Origin of the sequence: Streptomyces sp. NPDC006476, assembly GCF_040612015.1 — a bacterium.
Taxonomy (GTDB): Bacteria; Actinomycetota; Actinomycetes; order Streptomycetales; family Streptomycetaceae; genus Streptomyces; species Streptomyces griseorubiginosus_B.
The window spans coordinates 166210-186438 of record NZ_JBEXPK010000016.1; the positions used below are offsets into that span (position 1 = coordinate 166210).

At 71.7% G+C, this 20229-nt stretch carries 17 protein-coding genes; all 17 read right to left on the reverse strand.

The annotated features are described in order from the left end of the window. Positions 1-7: 7 nt before the first annotated feature. Positions 8-133 (reverse strand): DUF6126 family protein, encoded by a 126-nt coding sequence (locus tag ABZZ74_RS20150; RefSeq protein ID WP_344400340.1) that lies wholly within the window; start codon positions 131-133, stop codon positions 8-10. Further along, complete coding sequence (locus ABZZ74_RS20155; RefSeq protein WP_356766679.1) at positions 130-753, reverse strand: XRE family transcriptional regulator; 624 nt, start codon at positions 751-753, stop codon at positions 130-132. Before ABZZ74_RS20155 ends, ABZZ74_RS20150 begins: the two co-directional genes overlap by 4 nt. Before the next feature lie 70 nt (positions 754-823). Further along, positions 824-4210, reverse strand: a complete 3387-nt coding sequence (locus ABZZ74_RS20160; protein ID WP_356766681.1) for a hypothetical protein — start codon at positions 4208-4210, stop codon at positions 824-826. Positions 4211-4297: 87 nt separating this feature from the next. After that, positions 4298-5683 (reverse strand): aspartate aminotransferase family protein, encoded by a 1386-nt coding sequence (locus ABZZ74_RS20165; protein WP_356766683.1) that lies wholly within the window; start codon positions 5681-5683, stop codon positions 4298-4300. Next, complete coding sequence (gene dxs, locus ABZZ74_RS20170) at positions 5680-7614, reverse strand: 1-deoxy-D-xylulose-5-phosphate synthase (protein ID WP_356766685.1); 1935 nt, start codon at positions 7612-7614, stop codon at positions 5680-5682. Before dxs ends, ABZZ74_RS20165 begins: the two co-directional genes overlap by 4 nt. A 27-nt stretch (positions 7615-7641) precedes the next feature. Continuing rightward, a complete protein-coding gene (gene ispG / locus ABZZ74_RS20175; RefSeq protein WP_356766687.1) occupies positions 7642-8799 on the reverse strand; it encodes a flavodoxin-dependent (E)-4-hydroxy-3-methylbut-2-enyl-diphosphate synthase in 1158 nt (385 codons plus the stop codon). 4 nt (positions 8800-8803) lie between these two features. After that, positions 8804-9826, reverse strand: a complete 1023-nt coding sequence (hpnH, locus tag ABZZ74_RS20180; RefSeq protein ID WP_356766689.1) for an adenosyl-hopene transferase HpnH — start codon at positions 9824-9826, stop codon at positions 8804-8806. 5 nt (positions 9827-9831) lie between these two features. After that, the gene (locus ABZZ74_RS20185; protein WP_356766691.1) at positions 9832-10473 is read right to left on the reverse strand and encodes a 1-hydroxy-2-methyl-2-butenyl 4-diphosphate reductase; all 642 of its coding nucleotides are present in this window, start codon (positions 10471-10473) and stop codon (positions 9832-9834) included. Continuing rightward, on the reverse strand, positions 10473-12473 hold the full coding sequence (shc, locus tag ABZZ74_RS20190) for a squalene--hopene cyclase (protein WP_356766693.1): 2001 nt from the start codon (positions 12471-12473) through the stop codon (positions 10473-10475). The genes ABZZ74_RS20185 and shc overlap by 1 nt, the downstream gene beginning before the upstream one ends. Before the next feature lie 119 nt (positions 12474-12592). After that, complete coding sequence (locus ABZZ74_RS20195) at positions 12593-13657, reverse strand: polyprenyl synthetase family protein (RefSeq protein ID WP_356766735.1); 1065 nt, start codon at positions 13655-13657, stop codon at positions 12593-12595. A gap of 71 nt (positions 13658-13728) precedes the next feature. Further along, positions 13729-15156: a hydroxysqualene dehydroxylase HpnE gene (gene hpnE / locus ABZZ74_RS20200; RefSeq protein ID WP_356766695.1), complete on the reverse strand. Its 1428-nt coding sequence runs from the start codon at positions 15154-15156 to the stop codon at positions 13729-13731. Continuing rightward, positions 15153-15290, reverse strand: a complete 138-nt coding sequence (locus ABZZ74_RS20205) for a DUF6380 family protein (RefSeq protein ID WP_356766697.1) — start codon at positions 15288-15290, stop codon at positions 15153-15155. Before ABZZ74_RS20205 ends, hpnE begins: the two co-directional genes overlap by 4 nt. Then, on the reverse strand, positions 15290-16240 hold the full coding sequence (gene hpnD, locus ABZZ74_RS20210) for a presqualene diphosphate synthase HpnD (RefSeq protein ID WP_356766699.1): 951 nt from the start codon (positions 16238-16240) through the stop codon (positions 15290-15292). The genes ABZZ74_RS20205 and hpnD overlap by 1 nt, the downstream gene beginning before the upstream one ends. Further along, positions 16237-17124, reverse strand: a complete 888-nt coding sequence (gene hpnC / locus ABZZ74_RS20215) for a squalene synthase HpnC (RefSeq protein WP_356766701.1) — start codon at positions 17122-17124, stop codon at positions 16237-16239. Before hpnC ends, hpnD begins: the two co-directional genes overlap by 4 nt. A 404-nt stretch (positions 17125-17528) precedes the next feature. Continuing rightward, positions 17529-18317 (reverse strand): ABC transporter ATP-binding protein, encoded by a 789-nt coding sequence (locus ABZZ74_RS20220; RefSeq protein WP_356766703.1) that lies wholly within the window; start codon positions 18315-18317, stop codon positions 17529-17531. Next, positions 18310-19239: an ABC transporter permease gene (locus tag ABZZ74_RS20225; RefSeq protein ID WP_356766705.1), complete on the reverse strand. Its 930-nt coding sequence runs from the start codon at positions 19237-19239 to the stop codon at positions 18310-18312. Before ABZZ74_RS20225 ends, ABZZ74_RS20220 begins: the two co-directional genes overlap by 8 nt. A gap of 114 nt (positions 19240-19353) precedes the next feature. Then, positions 19354-20226, reverse strand: coding sequence for a glycosyltransferase family 2 protein (locus ABZZ74_RS20230; protein WP_356766737.1), 873 nt, complete (start codon positions 20224-20226; stop codon positions 19354-19356). Positions 20227-20229 lie beyond the last annotated feature (3 nt).

Sequence of the window (20229 nt, forward strand, 5' to 3'; positions counted from 1 at the left end):
CCGCGGGCTACTTGGCGCCGACCTCGAACAGCAGATAGACGAAGGCCGCGAACAGGTGCCCGACCGCGATGTAGATGATCAGCCGCACCCACAGGGCACGGGGGAACTTCTCTTCCATGTTGCTGTTGCTCATGGCATGTCTCCGGTGACGGGGCCCAGGCACACCGCGGCCGTGGGACTCTGCAGCAGGGTGTGGACGAACAGGAGCTCGACGCCGTCGGCGTCCTGGGCGGCGATCCGGTGCGGGGTCAGCGAGTCGAAGTGCGCGCTGTCCCCCGGTCCGAGCCGGTGCGTGGTGTCGCCGAGGCGCAGCCACAGCAGTCCCTCGAGGACGTACAGCCACTCCTCGCCGGGATGCACACGCACGATGTCGCCCTGCGAGCCGTGCGGCACGCGCACCCGCAGGGCCTGCATCCCGCGGCCGGACGCACCGGCCTGCCAGTACGTCCAGCCGCCCGCGACGGTCGGTTCCATGTCGGCGGCGCGTACCACGGCGTCCCGTTCGGCGACCGTCTCGCCGAGCAGCTCCGAGACGGTCGTACCGTAGATACGGGCGAGGGCGAGCAGCACCGGCAGTGAGGGCTGGCGCTGCCCGGTCTCCAGCCGGGAGAGATGGGCCGGTGACAGCCCCGCGGTGCGCGCCGCCGCCTCCAGGGTGAGGGCGGCACGCCGGCGCAGGGCGCGGAGCTGCGGCGCGACGGCGGGCAGGACCTCGTCCGGCGCGGCCGGGGGCCCGGTCTCGGGAGAGCTCATGCTCTCCATTCAGCCGCACTCTTGCCTCTGCGGCAAATTTCTTGCCTCAGAGGCAAAAGGGCTCAGGGTGTCATTCCGGGGCCGTCCTCGTCTCGTACGCCTTGTACCGTACGTCGGGGTCCGGGTGCCGGCGCAGCAGCCGCAGAAGCGACCGCCACTCCTCGGGCCAGCCGAGGCCGCCGGCCGTTCCGTCCACCAACTGCGCCGCGAGCAGCCCGGGCACCGTGCCGCCGTCGCGGGCCAGCCGCTGGGCCGCCGCCAGCATGGCCGCAGCCCGCTCGGGCCGAGCTCGGTGCGCCCAGCCCGCCTCCAGCCGGCCCGACACTTGAAGCGCGACCGCCGTTCCGGTGCCCTCCAGCGCCTGAGCCAGGTCCAGCAGCCGCCCGAGCAACTGGTCCGGTTCCTCGGTGCGGTCCACCAACCGGCGCAGCAGACCTGCCCGTTCGGCGGCCAGCAGCGGTTCCGGCGCGAGCAGCGCGGCGATCTCCTCGAGCACCTCGAGCCGTTCGACGGCGTTGTAGGAAGGCGACACCAGGGACCGCAGCCGCTGCAGCGCCGGCAGATCCCGGTCCTCCAGCGCCTCGCAGCCGCCCTCGGGCGTCCGCATCGCGGCCAGCAGCCGGGTCACCGCGCCGTGGAAGGCACTGCCGGGAGCGGCGCCGGCCACGGGGTGGGGCGGGTCGGCGAAGGCGAGGTCGCGCAGCACCGATGCCGCATGGCTCCAGTGCTCCCGGTTGTCCAGGTCGCACACCGTGCCGGCGATCCGGTCGGCCAGCCCGGGCGCGTACCGGGTCCAGGGGGCCAGCCCGCGCAGGAAGGCCCAGCCGGAGAAGTCCTCGTGCGAGGCCAGACCGGCGTCGTAGACCGCGTCCACCACCGCCGCGTACCGCCCGCGCTGCGCCTCGGCCAGTTCCCAGGGCCCCACCTCGACGACGGCCCGGAGTACGCCGGGAGTGTCGTCCCGTGCGGCCGCGTCCAGCAGGTGCCAGGCCTCCGGCACGCCCAGCAGGGGCGGAAGCACCCGGATCACGGCGGTCCGGACGTCGGGGTGCGTGTCGGGGGCGAAGCCGCGCGCGAGCAGCGCCACCGCCTGACGCGGCGGCAGGAAGCGGGCCGCGAGGCGCACGGCCTCCTTGCGGGAGGTCACCTTCGCGGGCCGCTCGCCCGTCAGCAACGGGCTGAGGGCGGCGGCGAGTTCGGAGGGGGCGGTGAAGCGGGCGGCGCGGCTCGCCGCGTACACCGCGACCCGGGCCCGGTCACCGGCCGCCTGGTCCAGGAGCACCAGCAGGGCGTCCTGGGGGCGGTCGGTCCAGGGCAGCGCGGCGAGCGCCGCCTCGGCGACGACCACCTCCTCGTCGTCCTTGTGCCGCATGGCCAGGGCCAGACCCACTTCCGGCACCGGGGCGGCGGCGCGGAGCGCGGCGGCCCGGTCGTCCAGGGGCCGGGAGCGGTCCTCGGTGATCTGCTCGGCGAGCCGTGCCGCGGCCCGCTGCTGGCGGGGCAGCCAGCGGTCGGCGGCGCCGAGGTCCGGCAGCGGGCGCGCGGCCCCGGCGACCAGGAAGCGCCCGTACGGCGGGGTGTCGGCCAGCAGGACGTCCAGCAGGTCCGTGCGCTCGCGGGACAGTACCCGCCGTACCGGCGCGAGGGCGACCGCCGACGGTTCCTGTTCGACGATCCGGGCCGCCCGTTCCCCGCGGGTGGCCGGTGCGGCCAGCCACAGCGTCGCGGCCGCCTCGAACGTCAGGTCGTCGCCGCGCTCCAGCGCCAGGGCGAGCATGTCCTGCAGCGCGGGCATCCGACGGGCCCGCGGGCCGAACGCGGCGGCCAGGCCGAGCAGCAGCCGGAAGTCGGACCGGTCCGCCGCCGCCTCCAGCCAGGGGCGCAGCGCCTCGAACACCTCGTGCTCCTGGCCGCGCCGCAGGACGCGGTGCAGCGGCCCGAAGTCGGGTACGCCGACCCTGCCCGTGATCCGTTCCAGCGTGCTCAACGCCCAGGCGCGCAGGGCCGTTTCGTCGTCGCCGGCGTGCTCGACGAGGACGCGCTCGGCGAGGGTGCGCAATGCCGTCAGGGTGCCGGCCGAACAGTCCCGGGCCTGGAGGGCGTCGAGGGCGACACGGTCGAGCGGCTCGCCGTCCGCGGAGGTGAACAGCCGCGGATGCGTCTCGGCGAGCGCCTCCAGCGCGGCCGAGCGCACGGGGTCCTGGTCGTTGCGGAGCCGGCCCGCCGCGTCCAGCACCTCGGTGATCGCCTCCCGGCCGCCGTCCCGGGCCGCGCAGGCCACGAACAGCGGCCAGGCGGCGGCGCGGTCGTCGGCGTCGGGCCGCCGGATCGCGGCGATCAGGAAGGGGCGTGCCTGGTCGTACGGGCCGTGGGCGAGCGTGTCCAGGTCGTCCCAGGCGTCGACCCGCTCGCCGAACTCGGCGGCCGCCCTGCGCACTTCGGCCCAGCGGCGCTCGCGCGGCAGCAGGCCGAGCACGGACAGGGCCGGGTCCCAGTGCGTCCCCTCCGCGGTGACCGCGTCGAGGAAGGCCGTCCGTCTGCCCGGCGCCATGGCCTTCAGCAGCCCGGCGAGGTGGTCGCGGCGCTGTATCCAGTGGCGGCCCAGCAGCGGCAGGGACGGCGGCTCGGCGCGCACCAGCCGGCGCAGCACGCCGGGCGGCGGCACGGGCTCGTGGCGCGGTGGGTCCCGGCGCGGGGAGATGATCCAGCGCACGACCCGCTCGGCGTCGGCGTCGACGAGCGCGCCGAGGCCGCCGAACAGGCCGGGCGGCAGGGCGGCCGGGCCGTGCCGTTCCAGCAGGGCCAGGACCCCCTCGGGCAGCCGCGGGGCGAGTGCCGCGACCGTCGTGGCGTTCAGCCGCCACCACTCCTCCCGGGCCCGGTGGTCGGACCGGTCGGCCAGGGCGCGTTCGGCGTGGGCCAGTACCGGGCCGGGGTGGCGCCGGGCGAGCCGTGGCCAGTTCTCCACGGCGTGGGCGAGCCGGGGCAGCTCCTGTGCGACGAAGGGCGTGGAGCAGGCGGGCAGCAGACGCGCGGCCTCGGCCTCGCCCCACTCCTCGCCGAGCCGGGTCACCAGCCGCTCGGCGAGCGCGCCGCGGCCACCGGAGGCGAGCAGCCGGGCCAGCCGGCCCCGCAGCGCGGCCGGTGCGTCGTCGTACGCCGCCTCCACCGCCGCGTCCCGCACGGGCAGGGTGCGGGCGGCGCGCTGGGCGTATCCGGCGACGACCGCGTCCGGGTCGGCGAGCCGGGCGGCGAGGAAGCCGGCGTCCCGGCCGACGAGGGCGGCCAGCGCGGCGAGGCGGCGCCCGTAGGGGCCGCGGGCGTCGAGGTCGGTGAGGAGCGGAGCGAGTTCCCCCTGCTCCACGAGCCGGCGCGCGGTCTTGGCGGTGAGGGCGAGACGGGCCGGGAAAGACAGTCCTTCGAGTGCGGAGAGCAACTGCTCCGCGGTGGTCGGCATCCGGCGATTGTGCCGCACAGTGATCGCTCGCGCGATCGATTATTCGGGCGGCCGGGGGCCGTGGAGCGACCCCGGCCGCCCGGCGCGTCAGCGATTGGCCACGGCCTGCTTCACCAGCGTCTTGCTGAAGTCCCACATCAGCCCGCCGCCGCTGTGCGCGTCGTCCATCACGGCCGTGAAGGCGTCCACGAACCGGTCGACCTCCGGCTCGCCGACGACCAGCGGCGGGATCAGCTTGATCACCTCCAGGTGGTCGCCGGAGACCTGAGTGAGGATCCGGTGCCGCTGCAGCAGCGGTACGACGACCATCTGCGCGAACAGTCCCTTGCGGGCGGCCTGCAGCATGGTCCAACGGCCGCGCAGCTTCAGCGACTTGGGCTTGCCGAACTCGATGCCGATCATCAGGCCCCGGCCGCGTACGTCGGCGAGCAGCTCGTACTTGTCGATCAGCGCCGCCAGCCGGGACTTCAACAGGTCGCCCGTACGTCGGGCGTTCGCGACGATCTGCTCGTCCTCCATGACCGACAGCACGGCGAGGCCGGCCGCCATGGCCTGGGCGTTGGAGCCGAAGCTGGCGGAGTGGACCAGCACCCGGTCCATGGACGAGTAGACCTTCTTGAAGATCCAGTCCTTGCCGAGGGTGGCGCCGACGGGGACGTAACCGCCGGACAGGGCCTTGGCCACGCACACCAGGTCCGGTTCGACGCCCTCCTCGTGCTGGTAGGCGTAGAAATCGCCGGTGCGGCCGAGGCCCGTCTGGACCTCGTCCGCGATCAGCAGCGCCTTGTGCCGGCGCAGGAGTTCCTGGGCGGCGCGCAGATAGCCGGGCGGACTCTCGTGCACGCCCTTGCCCTGGATCGGCTCGACGATCAGGGCGGCGACGTCGCCCTTCTTCAACTCCCTTTCCAGCGCCTCTAGATCACCGAGCGGAACGGCCGTGTCGGGCAGCAGCGGGGCGAAGCCGTCGCGGAAGCCGTCCTCGCCGTTGACCGACAGCGAACCGGTGGTCAGCCCGTGGAAGGCGTGGTCGCAGTACAGGACGCGCGGCCTGCCGGTGGCGAACCGGGCGAACTTCAGCGCGGTCTCCACCGCCTCCGTACCGCTGTTGCCGAAGAACACCCGGTCCAGGTGCGGGCTGTACGTCAGCAGCTTCTCCGCGAGCAGGCCGGGCAGCGGCTGGCAGTCGAAGCGGGTGAGGTCGGCGAGAGAGGCGTCGAGGACGTCGTGCAGTGCCTTGCGGACGACGGGGTGGTGGCGGCCGACGCCCATCACCCCGAACCCGGCGAGCATGTCCAGGTAGTCGTTGCCGTCCGCGTCCCAGAAGTGGGCACCCTCGGCCCGCTCGTAGACCTTGTCGAAGCCGATCGTGTGCAGCATGCGCGGGAGTTGGTGGTTCAGGTACTTCCCGTGCAGCTCGTAGCGCTCGGCTCCGCGCTCGGCCAAGAGTGCGGCGAGGTCGAACTCCTTGGTCATTCAGCCCTCTCCTTGACGGTGCCGTCCGTCTGTTCCTCGACGGCCAGGGTGTCCTCGGCCTCCTTGACGGCGAGGCTCGCGCTGATCCGGCCGGCCACCTCCACCGGCGTGAGACCGATGTCGGCCAGCACCTCGCCGCGCTTGGCATGCGCGAGGAACTGCTCCGGGATGCCGAACCGCCGTACGGGCACGTCGACTTCGGCGTCCGAGAGGGCGAGCGCGACCGCCGAGCCCACTCCGGCGGAGCGGCTGTTGTCCTCGACGACGGCCACCAGCCGGTGTTCCGCGGCGAGGCCCGGGAGCGCCGGGTCGACGGGTTTGACCCAGCGTGGGTCCACGACCGTGCAGGAGATCCTGCGCGCCTGCAGCAGCTCGGCGGCCTGCAGACACACCGGTGCCATCACACCGACGGCGACCAGCAGGACCTCGGGTGTGCCGGGGTCCCGGTGCAGGACGTCGAGGCCTCCGACCCGGTCGATCGCCGGGATCTCGGGTCCCACCGACTCCTTCGGGAAGCGGACCAGCGTCGGCGCGTCGTCGACGGCGACGGCCTCGCGCAGCTGGGCGCGCAGCTGGTCGGCGTCGCGCGGTGCGGCGATCCTGAGGCCGGGGACGACCTGGAGGATCGACATGTCCCACATGCCGTTGTGGGAGGGCCCGTCGACGCCCGTGACGCCCGCCCGGTCCAGGACGAACGTCACGCCGCAGCGGTGCAGGGCCACGTCCATCAGCAACTGGTCGAAGGCGCGGTTGAGGAAGGTGGCGTAGACGGCGACCACGGGGTGCAGGCCTCCGGTCGCGAGGCCGGCCGCGCTCACCGCCGCGTGCTGCTCGGCGATGCCCACGTCCCACACCCGGTCCGGGAACTTCGCGGCGAACTTGCCGAGCCCCACCGGGTGCAGCATCGCCGCGGTGATCGCGACGACGTCCTCCCGCTCCTCCCCGATCCTGACGATCTCGTCGCCGAACACCGAGGTCCAGGACGGGGAGTTGGACGGCGTGAGCGGCTCGCAGGTGAGCGGGTCCATCACGCCGACGGTGTGGAAGTGGTCCTCCTCATGGGCGAGGGCGGGCTCGTAGCCGCGGCCCTTCTCCGTGAGGCAGTGGACGAGGACCGGCCCGTGGAAGCGTTTCGCCCGCCGGAGCGCGGACTCCACGGCGCCGATGTCGTGTCCGTCGATCGGGCCGACGTACTTCAGGCCCAGGTCCTCGAACATGCCCTGCGGGGCGAAGGCGTCCTTGAAGCCCTTCTTCGCGCCGTGCAGGGACTCGTAGATGGTGTTGCCGACGATGGGCGTGCGCAGCAGCACGTCCTTGCCCCAGGCGAGCACCTTCTCGTAGCCGTCGGTGGTGCGCAGGGTGGCCAGGTGGTTGGCGAGGCCGCCGATGGTGGGCGCGTAGGAGCGCTCGTTGTCGTTGACGACGATGATCAGCGGCCGGTCCTTGGCGGCCGCGATGTTGTTCAGCGCCTCCCAGGCCATGCCGCCGGTCAGCGCGCCGTCGCCGATGACCGCGACGACGTGTCCCTTCTCGCCCTGCACCTCGCGGGCCTTGGCGAGACCGTCGGCCCAGCCGAGCGCGGTGGAGGCGTGGCTGTTCTCGACGATGTCGTGCTCGGACTCATCGCGCGAGGGGTAGCCGGAGAGGCCGCCCTTGCCGCGCAGCTTGGAGAAGTCCTTGCGCCCGGTGAGGATCTTGTGGACGTAGCTCTGGTGGCCGGTGTCCCACACGATGCGGTCGACGGGCGACTCGAAGACCCGGTGCAGCGCGATGGACAGTTCCACCACGCCCAGGTTGGGCCCGAGGTGCCCACCGGTCCTGGCCACCGCGTGCACCAGGAACTCCCTGATCTCCTCGGACAGTTCACGCAGTTCGCTCTCGGACAGCGCCTTCAGGTCGCGTGGTCCCCGGATGTTCTCCAGAATCGTCACGGTCGGGCCCCCTTCGGTCCGTGCTGTTCAACTCACGGTGACGGCCGGCTCCCCCGACGCGACGCCGTCCTGTTCCATCTGCTCGGCGATCTTCATCGCCTCCTCGATGAGGGTCTCCACGATCTTCGACTCGGGGACGGTCTTGACGACCTCACCCTTGACGAAGATCTGCCCCTTGCCGTTGCCGGAGGCGACCCCCAGGTCGGCCTCCCGCGCCTCACCGGGACCGTTGACCACACAGCCCATCACGGCCACCCGCAACGGGACTTCCATGCCCTCCAGGCCCGCCGTGACCTCGTCGGCGAGCTTGTAGACGTCGACCTGCGCCCGACCGCAGGACGGACAGGACACGATCTCCAGCCGCCGCTGCCTGAGCCCCAGCGACTGGAGGATCTGGATGCCGACCTTGACCTCCTCGGCGGGCGGGGCCGACAGGGAGACCCTGATGGTGTCGCCGATGCCCTGGGAGAGCAGCGCCCCGAAGGCGACCGCCGACTTGATCGTGCCCTGGAAGGCGGGACCGGCCTCGGTCACACCCAGGTGCAGCGGGTACTCGCACCGGGCGGCGAGCTGCCGGTAGGCCTCGATCATCACGACCGGGTCGTTGTGCTTGACCGAGATCTTGATGTCCCGGAAGTCGTGCTCCTCGAACAACGACGCCTCCCACAGCGCCGATTCGACCAGCGCCTCCGGGGTCGCCCTGCCGTGCTTCTGCAGCAGCCGCTTGTCGAGGGACCCGGCGTTGACCCCGATCCGGATCGGCGTGCCGTGGTCCTTGGCGGCCCGCGCGATCTCCTTGATCTGGTCGTCGAACTTCTTGATGTTGCCGGGGTTCACCCGCACGGCCGCGCAGCCCGCCTCGATGGCCGCGAACACGTACTTCGGCTGGAAGTGGATGTCCGCGATCACCGGGATCTGCGACTTGCGGGCGATGGTCGCGAGGGCGTCCGCGTCGTCCTGCGTGGGGCAGGCGACGCGGACGATCTGGCAGCCGGAGGCGGTGAGTTCCGCGATCTGCTGCAGGGTGGCGCCGATGTCCGACGTACGAGTCGTCGTCATCGACTGCACCGACACCGGGGCCCCGCCCCCGACCGGCACCGGCCCGACATGGATCTGCCGCGACACGCGCCGCTCGGCGATCGGCCGGGCCGGTACCTCGGGGACGCCCAGGGAGATGGCGCTCACGTCGTCACTCCCGGTTTCCCGCGACCGTCTCGCGCATCGCGCGCAGGGACTCCTTCAGCGACCCCATGGTCGCGAGGACGGCGGTGGGCTCGTAGCCGCAGTGCGCCATGCAGTTGGCGCAGCGCGGGTCCTTGCCGCGGCCGTACTTGTCCCAGTCGGTCTTCTCGATGAGTTCGCGGTACGTCGGCACGTACCCGTCGCTCATCAGGTAGCAGGGTCGCTGCCAGCCGAACAGCGAATAGTTCGGGATCGCCCAGGCGGTGCACGGGAAGTCGACCTTGCCCTCGAGGAAGTCGAGGAACAGCGGCGAGTGGTTCAGCCGCCACTTGCGCCGGTTGCCGCCCGCGAAGGCCTTCTTGAACAGCTCGCGGGTCTGCTCCACGCCCAGGAAGTGCTCCTGGTCGGGCGCCTTCTCGTAGGCGTAGGCGGGCGAGATCATCATCTCGTCGACCTCTAGGTCGTCGTTGAGGAAATTGAGCACCTCGATGATGGTCTGCGGGGTGTCGGTGTTGAAGAAGGTCGAGTTGGTGGTGACCCGGAAGCCGCGCCGCTTGGCCTCCTTGATCGCCTCCACGGCCTCCTCGAACACGCCCTCCTTGGCCACCGACTCGTCGTGCCTCTCCTGCAGACCGTCGATGTGCACCGTGAAGGCGAAGTACGGGGAGGGCTTGAACTTGTCCATCTTCTTGCGCAGCAGCATGGCGTTGGTGCAGAGGAAGACGTACTTCTTCTTGGCCACCAACTGCCGCACGATCTCGTCGATCTGAGGGTGCATCAGCGGCTCGCCGCCGGCGATGGACACCATCGGCGCACCGGACTCCAGCACCGCGCCCACGGCCTGCGCGACCGGCATGCGCTGCTTGAGCACGCCCGCCGGGTGCTGGATCTTGCCGCAGCCCTCGCACTTCAGGTTGCACGCGAAAAGAGGTTCCAGCTCCACGATGATCGGGAACTTGTCCCGCTTGCGGAGCTTCTGTTCGGCCAGGTAAGTAGCGACCTTGATGGACTGGCGCAGCGGCATGGCCATCTGGCTCACCTCCGGGGGAGCAGCAAAGAACGGTGCCATTCGAAAAAAGCGGGAAGTACGGAACGAAGGACGCGGAAGGCTGATATTCCACCGCGCACCGTGCCGATCCGGACGAGTTCATGGTCAGGAGCGTCCACGACCACCCGTACGGCCGCAACCGGGCGCTCGCCGGTGCGCACGGCGCTCAGGAGCGTCGCCGCCGATTCCATGTCGACCGCGATCGCGCCGGTCGCCAGCAGATCCGACCGTTCCTGACCGCGGACGACGTGATCGGAGCCGGTGAGCGGCCCGGTGTGGACGGTGCGGCCGGGCACGGCGCGCGCCAGTGCCTCGACCAGCAGCTCGGTGCCGACGCACGGGACGGTCCCGCGCGGATGCCGGGTCTCCTCGGCGACGACCAGGTCGCCGGGGTGCATGCCGGGGGCGAGGCCGGCGCAGAAGCCGGTGGCCAGGACGGCGGCCCCGGCGAGCTGCGGCCGGGACAGCACCCGGGTGGTGGAGACCTCGGCCGCCTCGGGCCCCATGCCGGTGCGCAGCACGGTGACCGGCCCGTCGGCCCCGCCCCGGTCGCTCGTGCGCAGGGCGAAGCGTTCGATGCCGAGTGCGCAGGCGATCAGCAGCGGGGCGGAGGCGGGCTCGGTGGTCATCAGCCCCCCTTGCCGACGGCTGCCACCACGGACGGCTCTCCGTGGACGTACCGGCCGAGGGCGGTCAGCGGGAAGACCTGCCGGTAGAGGTGGTAGTTGATGGAGAAGTCCCAGGGGAAGCCGGTTCCGGTGAAGTACGGCTCGTCCCAGGAGCCGTCCTCGCGCTGGGTGGCCGCGAGCCATGCGACGCCGCGCTCGACGGCCTTGGACTCCTGTTCCCCCGCCGCGAGCAGGGCCATCAGCGCCCACGCGGTCTGCGAGGCGGTGGAGGCGCCCTTGCCGCTCCACTTCCTCGCGTCCTGGTAGGAGCGCAGGTCCTCGCCCCAGCCGCCGTCGTCGTTCTGCACCGACTCCAGCCAGGCGACCGCACGGCGGATCGCCGGGTGCGAGCCGGGGAAGCCGGCCGCGACGAGGGCGGGGACGACGGACCCGGTGCCGTAGACGTAGTTGACGCCCCAGCGCCCGAACCACGAGCCGTCCGGCTCCTGTTCGGCCAGCAGCCACTCGATGCCGCGCCGGGTGCGCGGGTCGTGGGAAAGGCCCTCGACGGCCAGCATCTCCACCACATGGGCGGTGACGTCGGCGGACGGCGGGTCGATGACCTCGCCGAAGTCGCAGAACGGCAGCCGGTTGGGGAAGGGACTGGTGTTGTCGACGTCGAAGGCACCCCAAGCGCCGTTCCTGGACTGCATGCCGAGGTTCCAGCGCACCCCGCGCCCGATGGCCTTCTCCACCCGCTCCGGGTCGTGGTGTCTGACCCGGCGCAGCGCGAGGACCACCTCGGCGGTGTCGTCGATGTCGGGGTAGTTGTCGTTGTGGAATTCGAACGCCCAGCCGCCCGGGGGCAGTTGGGGTCGCTTGACGGCCCAGTCGCCGGGCCGGACGATCTCCTCGCCGAGCATCCAGTCGGCGGCCTTGACGAGTTGCGGGTGGTCGGCCGGGACGCCCGCGTCGGCGAGGGCGATGGTGGCGAGGCAGGTGTCCCACACCGGCGACTGGCAGGCCTCGATCATCCGGGCCCCGTCCTCGCGCCACACCGCGAAGCGGTCCAGGGACGCCAACCCCTCGCGCATGACCGGGTGTTCGAGGTCATAGCCGAGCAGGTACAGGGCGATGACCGAGTAGACGGCCGGCGGCTGGATGCCACCCCAGCAGCCGTCGTTCTCCTGGCGCTCGATGATCCAGCGGGCCGCGGAGTTCATCGCCGCCCTGCGCAGCCGGCGCGGCACGACCTTGCGCAGCTGGTGCAGCGCCTTGTCGAGGCGCTGGAAGACGCCGTCCCAACTGGCCACCGGGGCAAGGGGGCTGGGTGGATTGGGCTGGGCCGGGTCGGTGTGCAGTTCGTCGAGCGGGAAGGGCGCGGGCCGCACCGGCCGCTTCGCGGAGACGATCGTCAGCGGGACGATGGTCTGCCGGGCCCAGCACCCGAATTCGTAGATGTTCAGCGGCATCCACTGGGGGAAGTAGATCAGCTCCGGCGGCAGTTCGGGCAGGTCCTCCCACTTCCACCAGCCGAACAGGGCGAGCCAGATCCGGGTGAAGACACGGGCCGCGGCGATGCCGCCCTGGTCCCGGATCCAGGCGGAGGCCTTCGCCATGTGCGGGGCGTCCGGCTCGTCGCCGGCCAGGCGCAGGGCGACGTACGCCTCGATGGTCGTGGACAGTTCACCGGGTCCGCCGTAGAACGTGGCCCAGGTGCCGTCCGCGCGCTGCTCGCCGCGGATGAAGAGTCCGGCGGCGTGCCGCGTGGAGTCGTCGAGGATGCCCAGGAACTGCCGCAGCAGCAGGTCCTCGGCGTCCATCGTCACATTGGTCTCGAGGTCGCCCTTCCACCAGCCCTGGGCGTCCTGCCGCGACAGCAGGAAGTCGGTGGAGCGTTGTACTGCGCGTACGGCGGCGTCGCGTACCCCCGCCGCCACGGGGGTGGTGCTGTCGGTTTCGCTGGCCGAGGCAGCTCGGGGCGACACGGCTCCGGTGCTTCCGTCGGTCGTCGCTGTCATGGCTTCCCCTTCGTGCAGTCGTGCGAGTCGTGCTGCTGTGGGTCCGCCGTCGGCCGGTGCCGGAAACCTCCTGCCGGCACCGGCCGGCGACTACGCGAGGGCTATTCGACCGATAATGATCATCTCTTCCGTACGACGACGAAGTCGGCGAGTGCCGCGAACCGGTCCCGTACCGGGTCGGGCATGTCGATGGCGTCCAGGGCCTCCACGGCGACCGTGTGCTGGCGGCGGGCCTCCTCGGCCGTCCACTCCCGGCCGCCCGCCTTCTCGATGAGGGCGGCGCGGGCGGCGAACTCCTCCTCGGAGAAATTCTCGAAGTCGCTGCTCTTGGCGTCGGCGGCGAGGATCTCGCCGAGCCGCTCGGAGGCCGGGCCGCCGGCCGCGAGGGCGGCCACCACCGGCAGGGACTTCTTGCGCTGGCGCAGGTCGCTCCAGGTCTGCTTGCCGGTGGAGACCGGGTCGCCCCAGATGCCGAGCAGGTCGTCGACGGCCTGGAAGGCGAGTCCGAGGTGGTAGCCGTACTTCTCCAGCGTGTCCGCGGTGCGGTCGTCGGCGCCGCCGAGCACCGCGCCGATGGAGGAGGCGCAGGCGAGCAGGGCTCCGGTCTTGTTGCCCTCCATCTCCAGGCACTCCTCGACGCTGACGCGGTCGCGGTGCTCGTAGGAGATGTCCTGGGCCTGGCCGTCGATCAGGGCGCGGGTGGCGGTGGTGAGGCGTCGGGTGGCGCGGCCGGCCTCGACCGAGCCGAGTTCCAGGAGGACCTCGTTGGCGAGGGCGAACAGGGCGTCGCCGACGAGGATCGCCTGGGCGGGGCCGTGCACCTTCCACACGGTGTCGCGGTGGCGGCGCTGTTCGTCGCCGTCCATCAGGTCGTCGTGCAGCAGGGAGAAGTTGTGGACGAGTTCGACGGCGACGGCGCCGGGGATGCCGACCTCGGGCGCAGCGCCGGTGACCTCGGCGGACAGCACGGCGAGGGCGGGGCGCACGGCCTTGCCGCCGTCGCCGTCGGCGGGGTTGCCCTGCGCGTCGATCCAGCCGAAGTGGTAGGCGGAAACGGTGTCCATGGGAGGGGCCAGACGGTCCACGGCCGCCCGCAGTACCGGTGTGGCAAGGGTCCGGCCGCGCTCCAGGAGCGCGGTCACGTCCACTGCGGTCGCTCGATCGGCCGTCTCGGCCGGGGGCACAGTGGGCACAGTCTCTCCTCTTGTTGCGGTACCGGGGGTGCGGGGGCCGCCCGCCGCCTGCTGATCGAGCATCACGCGGCCTCCTCGAAGTCGAAGAGGTGGCGGGGGCGGGGCCGGCCCAGGGCGGAGAGCGCGGCGTCCGCCGCGCTCACACCGCTGCGGACCGCACTCTCCATGGTCGCGGGCCACCCGGTGGCGGTCCACGCTCCGGCCAGGTAGAGGCCGGGGGCTTTCGTACGGGCGCCGGGCCGCAGCCGTCCGACGCCGGGGGTCGGAGCGAACGTCGCCGTGCGCTCCCTGGTCACGAAGAAGTCCCGCACCACGGCGCCGCGGGCACCGGGAAGCAGTCGCTCCAGTTCCGGCAGGTAGCGCTCGCGCAGCGCCGCGACCGGTTCGTCGATCTCGTCCCGCGCAGCCGACTGCGACAGCGCGAGGTACTGGCCCTCGCGCAGCCCGGAGGCGTCGGTGCGGTCGAAGACCCACTGCACCGGGCTGCCGAGGGCCGCGAAGAAGGGCTTCGTGAGCACCGTGCGGTCGTAGACGACATGGACGTTGAGGATCGGCGCGGTGCCGATGCGCAGAAGATTTTCCGGAGCGTCGAGCGCGCCCTCGGGCAGCAGGTCATGCGCCTCGCGCTGGGGTACGGCGAGCACGACGGCGTCCGGTGTGAACGTCTCGCCGGGAACCTGAACGCGCGGGTTCCCGTTCTCGTCAGTAGAGATGGAGGTGACGCGTGTACGGACCTCGGTACGCACGCCCGCGGAGTCGAGCGCCTTGCGGGCCAGCCGGTCGTGCAGTTCGCCCAGCGGGACGCGAGCCCATCCGATGTCGGCCGCTCCCGGGTCGGACAGCAGACCGGTCTTGAACACCATCGCGGCGAGCCCCAGCGAGGCGTCGCCCGCGACCGCGTTGAGGGTGGCGACCCCGACCAGGTCCCACAGGGCCTCGACGGCACGCGCCGACTGACCGTGCGCGGTCAGCCAGCTGCCGAAGTCCTGCGTGTCCAGGGTCGGATCGGCGAGGTCGAGCCCCTTGAGCGCGAGCGCGGCACGGCCCACCCTGGCGCGCTCGGCGAGCGAGAGATGCGGATACGTCGCCAGGCTGCGCCCCAGATGCAGCGGCACCGGCAGGGCGTCGCGCCGCAGCCTGCCCAGCCGCCGTCCCTCGGGCTTCGCGAGGTCCAGCACCGGCACGTCGAGACGATCCTGCAGCGGTGCGAGCTCCGTCGCCTCGATCCGGTCGAGGAACCAGCGGTAGGCGGTGCAGCAGCGCAGATAGACGTGCTGTCCGTTGTCGACGGTCAGGTCGCCGCGCTGGAAGGAGAAGGCGAGCCCGCCCAGTCGCGGACGGCCTTCGAGCAGGGTGACGCGCACGCCGGCGTCGGCGAGGGCGAGGGCAGCGGTGATACCGGCGAGACCGCCGCCGATCACGACGGCGTCCCGCCCGGGTCGTCCCGGGATGTCGGCGACCAGTCCCTCGGACCGCGTGCCGTCGTTCATCGTGCGCCCTCCCCTGCGCGACCGCCGTGGTGGAACCGTGCACGGTCGGCCGTCGCAGTCAGGGACGCCGTGTCCCGGCGGAGGGTTGCGTGCCGCTTTTCTCCGCCCGCATCACCTTGGACCGGATTGTCCATCAGGCGCGCCTCCTGACGGTCCGCCGTGTCACGTTCCGGGCGTCCAGGCCGGACAGCCCGCGCACGGCGACGTAGGCCTTCTCCCGGCCGGGCAGCGAGACCCGGCCGCGCAGCACGGCCTCCGGGTCGCGCTCGATGCGGTCGAGCAGTCGGCGGTAGATGCCGGCCATGGCGGCGACACAGGCGCCGCTGCGCCGGTCGAGCATGGGCAGCAGCCGGTAGCCCTCGGCGAAAAGGGCGCGGGCCCGGCGCACCTCGAAGTGCACAAGGCCCGCGAAGTCGGAGCCCTCCGGCGGGGTCGGGCCGTTGAACCCGGCCGAGCAGCCGAACTTCGCGAGATCGTCGGAGGGCAGATAGGTGCGACCGCCCTCGGCGTCCTCGCGGACGTCTCTGAGGATGTTCGTCAGCTGCAGCGCGAGGCCCAGGGTGTCCGCGTACTCCGGGGCGCGCTCGGCGCCGCGCGCCCCCGGTTCCGTACCGAACACGCCGAGCGAGAGGCGGCCGATCGCGCCCGCGACGCACCGGCAGTAGACCTTCAGGTCGTCCCAGGTCTCGTAGGTCTCACCGCGCACGTCCATCAGCACGCCGTCGATCAGCTCGTCCAGGCCGCCGAGCGGGACCGGGAAGGCCTCGGCGGCGTGCGCGAGGGCGACCGCGACGGGATCGGTGTCGTCCTCGGCGACCTCCCCCTCGCGCACCCGGGTCAGCAGCGCCCGGGTGTCCTCGAGTCTCGCCGCCTTGACCTCGTCCGCCAGGTCGCCGTCGCCGATGTCGTCGACGCGCCTGGAGAACGCGTACAGCGCCGACATCGCGCGCCGCTTCGGCGTCGGCAGCAGTCTGATGCCGTACGCGAAGTTGCGCGCCTGATGTCCGGTGACGGCCTCGCAGTAGCGGTAGGCGGCGAGTACCGGTGCGGACACGTGTTGTTCGAACTCCACGGTCCGGATCACCCCTCTCCTCGCAGAGTCACGCCCACCTCGCGCAGCAGCTGGACCTTGCCGGGCTTGGGCGGGCCGGGAAGTACGTCGTATTCGGCGGCGGCGATCGCACGGATCGCCGCCCTTCCCCCCGCCACGAACCCCGCGAGCAGCAGCTTCAGCCTGCCCTGGACGCTACCCACCAGGGGAGCGCCTTCATTCAGGAGAACGCGGGCGCGTTCTGCTTCGTATGCGACCAGTGCGCGCACCGATGCGCCCGCGGTGGCCGTGGCGAGATCCGCCTCCTGGACATGGAACCGCTTCATGTCCTCGGCGGGCAGATAGATGCGGTCGCGGCCCAGGTCCTCGGTCACGTCCTGCAGGTGTTCGACGATCTGGAGTGCGGTGCAGATCGCGTCGGAGAGGCGAATCCGCTCGGGCGTCGAGGTGCCGGTGACGGACAGCACCAGACGGCCGACGGGGTTGGCCGACAGTTCGCAGTAGGCGAGCAGGTCGTCGTAGGTCTCGTAGCGGTTGACGAGCTGGTCCTGGCGGTTGGCGGCGATCAGTCCGCGGAAGGGCTCGGGGGTGATCGAGCGGCGGCGGACGGTGGGCTGCAGGCGGCGGAGGATGGGGTGGCGGGGTTCCCCGGTGAAGACGCGGTCCAGGTCGGCCTCGAAGGCGTCCAGGAGGAGCAGCCGGTCCTCGGCGTCGGCAGGCGACACGCCGAGCAGCCTGGCGTCGGCGCCGCCGGGGGCGAGGTCGCCGTCGCCGATGTCGTCGACGAGGCGCGCGAAGCCGTAGATGGCCATGAGGTCGTCGCGCCAGGCCCGGGGCAGGAAGAAGGGGGCCACGGGGAAGTTCTCGCCCGCGGCCTTGTCGAGCGTGCCGCGCTCCGTGTCGAGGGAGCGCGACATGCCGGTTCCCGTCACCGCTCGCCGCCCGGGGCGGGGACGGCACAGGCTGCTGCGCTGAGCTGGGGAGTTTCCGTAGCCATTGCCGTCACATCTCCCGTTCTACACCGCTGACCCAATACACACTATTTCGGACACGCCGCCCGGCCGTCGGTGCGACTGTCCCGCTTGAGGGTGTCGCGCATTATCGCCCCACTTTGCCGCGTTTCGGGACCGGTACAGCTTACGTTGTACAACGCAGTGAGCTTCCCTGGGGTGTCCTGCACATCACAACAACACACCGATTGGTGTCAAGATTCCTAAGGCGAGCCCGAGTTGACGTTTCCTTTGCAGACGCCGGGCCCCGCCGCTGGGGTTGCGGCGGGGCCCGGTGATCCGTCTGGCCGTTGTGTCCAGGCGGGAGTGGACTACTTGCCCGTGAACTTCTCGTACTCCTTGAGGACCTCTTCGGTCGGTCCGTCCATGCGCAGCTCGCCGCGTTCCAGCCACAGCACCCGGTCGCAGGTGTCGCGGATCGACTTGTTGTTGTGGCTGACCAGGAACACCGTGCCCGCCTGCTGGCGCAGCTCGCGGATGCGTTCCTCGGAGCGCTTCTGGAACTTGCGGTCACCGGTGGCCAGCGCCTCGTCGATCATGAGGACGTCGTGGTCCTTGGCGGCCGCGATGGAGAAGCGCAGCCGGGCCGCCATACCGGAGGAGTAGGTCCGCATCGGCAGGGTGATGAAGTCGCCCTTCTCGTTGATGCCCGAGAAGTCGACGATCTCCTGGTAACGCTCCCTGACCTGCTCGCGGGACATGCCCATGGCGAGGCCGCCGAGGATGACGTTCCGCTCGCCCGTCAGGTCGTTCATCAGGGCCGCGTTCACGCCCAGCAGGGACGGCTGGCCGTTGGTGTACACCTTGCCGCTCTCGGCGGGCAGCAGCCCGGCGATGGCGCGCAGCAGGGTCGACTTGCCGGAGCCGTTGGAGCCGATCAGACCGACGGCCTCCCCGCGGTAGGCGACGAAGGAGACGCCCTTGACGGCGTGCACCTTGCGCACCCCGCGCTCCTCGCCGCGCTTGAGGATGCGGCTGAGGGCGGCGGTGGCGCTGCCCTTGCCGGTCTTGGCGCCGTGCACGCGGTAGACGATGTGCAGCTCGTCCGCGATGACGGTGGGGATCCGCTCCCCCTGCTGCTCGGTGCTCGGCTCAGCCACGGCCGTACCTCTCCTCCGCCTTCCAGAAGTACACGAAGCCGCCCAGGGCGAACAGCACGGCCCAGCCGCCGGCGACCGCCCAGACGTGGTCGGGCAGGTTCTCGGCGCCGTAGCCGTCGATCAGGGCGAAGCGCATCAGGTCCATGTAGATCGCGGTGGGGTTCCACTGCAGGACGTTCGCCAGCCACTGCGGCTTGTCGGCCAGCATGACGGGGATGGAGAACATCACGCCGGACGCGTACATCCACGTCCGCATCACGAACGGCATGAGCTGGGCGAGGTCGGGGGTCTTGGCGCCCGCCCGGGCCATGATCAGCGCCAGGCCGGTGTTGAAGAGGAACTGCAGCGCCAGCACCGGGACGATCAGCAGCCACGACAGGTCCGGCAGACTGCCGAAGCCGGCGGCCACCGCGAACAGCACGATCATCGAGAAGAGCAGCTGCTGGAGCTGCTGCAGCGCGAACGAGATCGGCAGCGAGGCGCGCGGGAAGTGCAGCGCCCGCACCAGGCCGAGGTTGCCGGAGATCGCCCGCACGCCCGCCATCACCGAGCTCTGCGTGAAGGTGAACACGAACACGCCCGTCACCAGGAACGGGATGTAGACGTCGCGCGGCAGACCGCGGTTCGCCTTGAGGATCAGCCCGAAGATGAAGAAGTACACCGCGGCGTTCAGCAGCGGGGTCGCCACCTGCCACAGCTGGCCCAGCTTCGCCTGGCTGTACTGCGCGGTGAGCTTCGCCCGGGAGAAGGCCATGATGAAGTGACGCCGGTCCCAGAGCTGGCGGACGTACTCGGCGAGGGAGGGGCGGGCGCCGCTCACGCTCAGCCCGTACCGTGCGGCGAGCCGGCTCGCCGTGAGGCCCTCGTCGGGCGACACGGCCGCGCCGAGGGCGACCCTGTCGTCGTGCGTTGTCTCACTCACTGGTGGATAACCTTCGTCTTCGTGATGCCCGGCCTGTGCGGGCACGTCATCAGCCCGGTACCCCGATGGGGCCCGAACGCTCTCGGGAACGCTCGCTCCGTAGAAACGAGCTTGTCAGATCACAGGGGGCCGGCCCAGTCGGGTCAGCCGCCACACGGTACGCCACCTCATGGGCCGGCGCGGGCCGCACGGGGTGCTCCAGCCCTCCCGGAACCCGCCGAACCAGGCCCTCAGCGCGGGCCGCGAGGGACGGCGGACCAGGGTGAGCAGCATCCACACCCCGAGGTAGACAGGGACGAGGGGCGCGGGGAGGTTGCGGCGGGCGAGCCAGACCCGGTTGCGGGCGACCATGCGGTGGTAGACCGCGTGCCGCGAGGGGGCGGTCGTGGGGTGGTACAGCACCATGTCGGACCGGTAGTCGATCATCCAGCCCGCGTCTAGGGCCCGCCAGGCGAGGTCGGTCTCCTCGTGGGCGTAGAAGAACTCGTCCGGCAGTCCGCCGACCTCGGCGAAGACCCGGGTACGGACGGCGTTGGCGCCGCCGAGGAAGGTGGTGACCCGGGAGGAGCGCATCGGGTCGGCGGCACGCAGCCGCGGGACGTGCCGGCGCTGGGTGACCCCGGTCTCGGGGTCGGCGATGCGGAAGCTGACGATGCCGAGCCTCGGGTCGGCCGCGAAGGCCTGCCGGCACAGCTCGGCGGTGTCGTGGCCCGCGAGGAGGCCGTCGTCGTCGAGGAACATCAATATGTCGACGTCGCGGCCGCCGGGGCCGAAGGCCTCGATGCCGACGTTGCGGCCGCCGGGGATGCCGAGGTTCTCGGGCAGCTCTATCGTCCGGACGCCGTCCGGGACCTCCGGCACGGGCGAGCCGTTGCCGACCACGACCACCTCGACCGGATCGCCGTCCTGCTTGGCGACCGAGTCGAGGAGGGCGCGGAGCTCGTCGGGGCGGTTGCCCATCGTGATGATGACCGCGCCGACCTTCATGCC

Bases quoted from the DNA above. Each gene is read 5' to 3' on its own strand.
- ABZZ74_RS20150 (WP_344400340.1), bottom strand. From the start codon at position 133: ATGAGCAACAGCAACATGGAAGAGAAGTTCCCCCGTGCCCTGTGGGTG.
- ABZZ74_RS20155 (WP_356766679.1), bottom strand. From the start codon at position 753: ATGAGCTCTCCCGAGACCGGGCCCCCGGCCGCGCCGGACGAGGTCCTG.
- ABZZ74_RS20160 (WP_356766681.1), bottom strand. From the start codon at position 4,210: ATGCCGACCACCGCGGAGCAGTTGCTCTCCGCACTCGAAGGACTGTCT.
- ABZZ74_RS20165 (WP_356766683.1), bottom strand. From the start codon at position 5,683: ATGACCAAGGAGTTCGACCTCGCCGCACTCTTGGCCGAGCGCGGAGCC.
- hpnH (WP_356766689.1), bottom strand. From the start codon at position 9,826: ATGGCCATGCCGCTGCGCCAGTCCATCAAGGTCGCTACTTACCTGGCC.
- ABZZ74_RS20185 (WP_356766691.1), bottom strand. From the start codon at position 10,473: ATGACCACCGAGCCCGCCTCCGCCCCGCTGCTGATCGCCTGCGCACTC.
- shc (WP_356766693.1), bottom strand. From the start codon at position 12,473: ATGACAGCGACGACCGACGGAAGCACCGGAGCCGTGTCGCCCCGAGCT.
- hpnE (WP_356766695.1), bottom strand. From the start codon at position 15,156: ATGAACGACGGCACGCGGTCCGAGGGACTGGTCGCCGACATCCCGGGA.
- ABZZ74_RS20205 (WP_356766697.1), bottom strand. From the start codon at position 15,290: ATGGACAATCCGGTCCAAGGTGATGCGGGCGGAGAAAAGCGGCACGCA.
- hpnC (WP_356766701.1), bottom strand. From the start codon at position 17,124: ATGTCGCGCTCCCTCGACACGGAGCGCGGCACGCTCGACAAGGCCGCG.
- ABZZ74_RS20230 (WP_356766737.1), bottom strand. From the start codon at position 20,226: ATGAAGGTCGGCGCGGTCATCATCACGATGGGCAACCGCCCCGACGAG.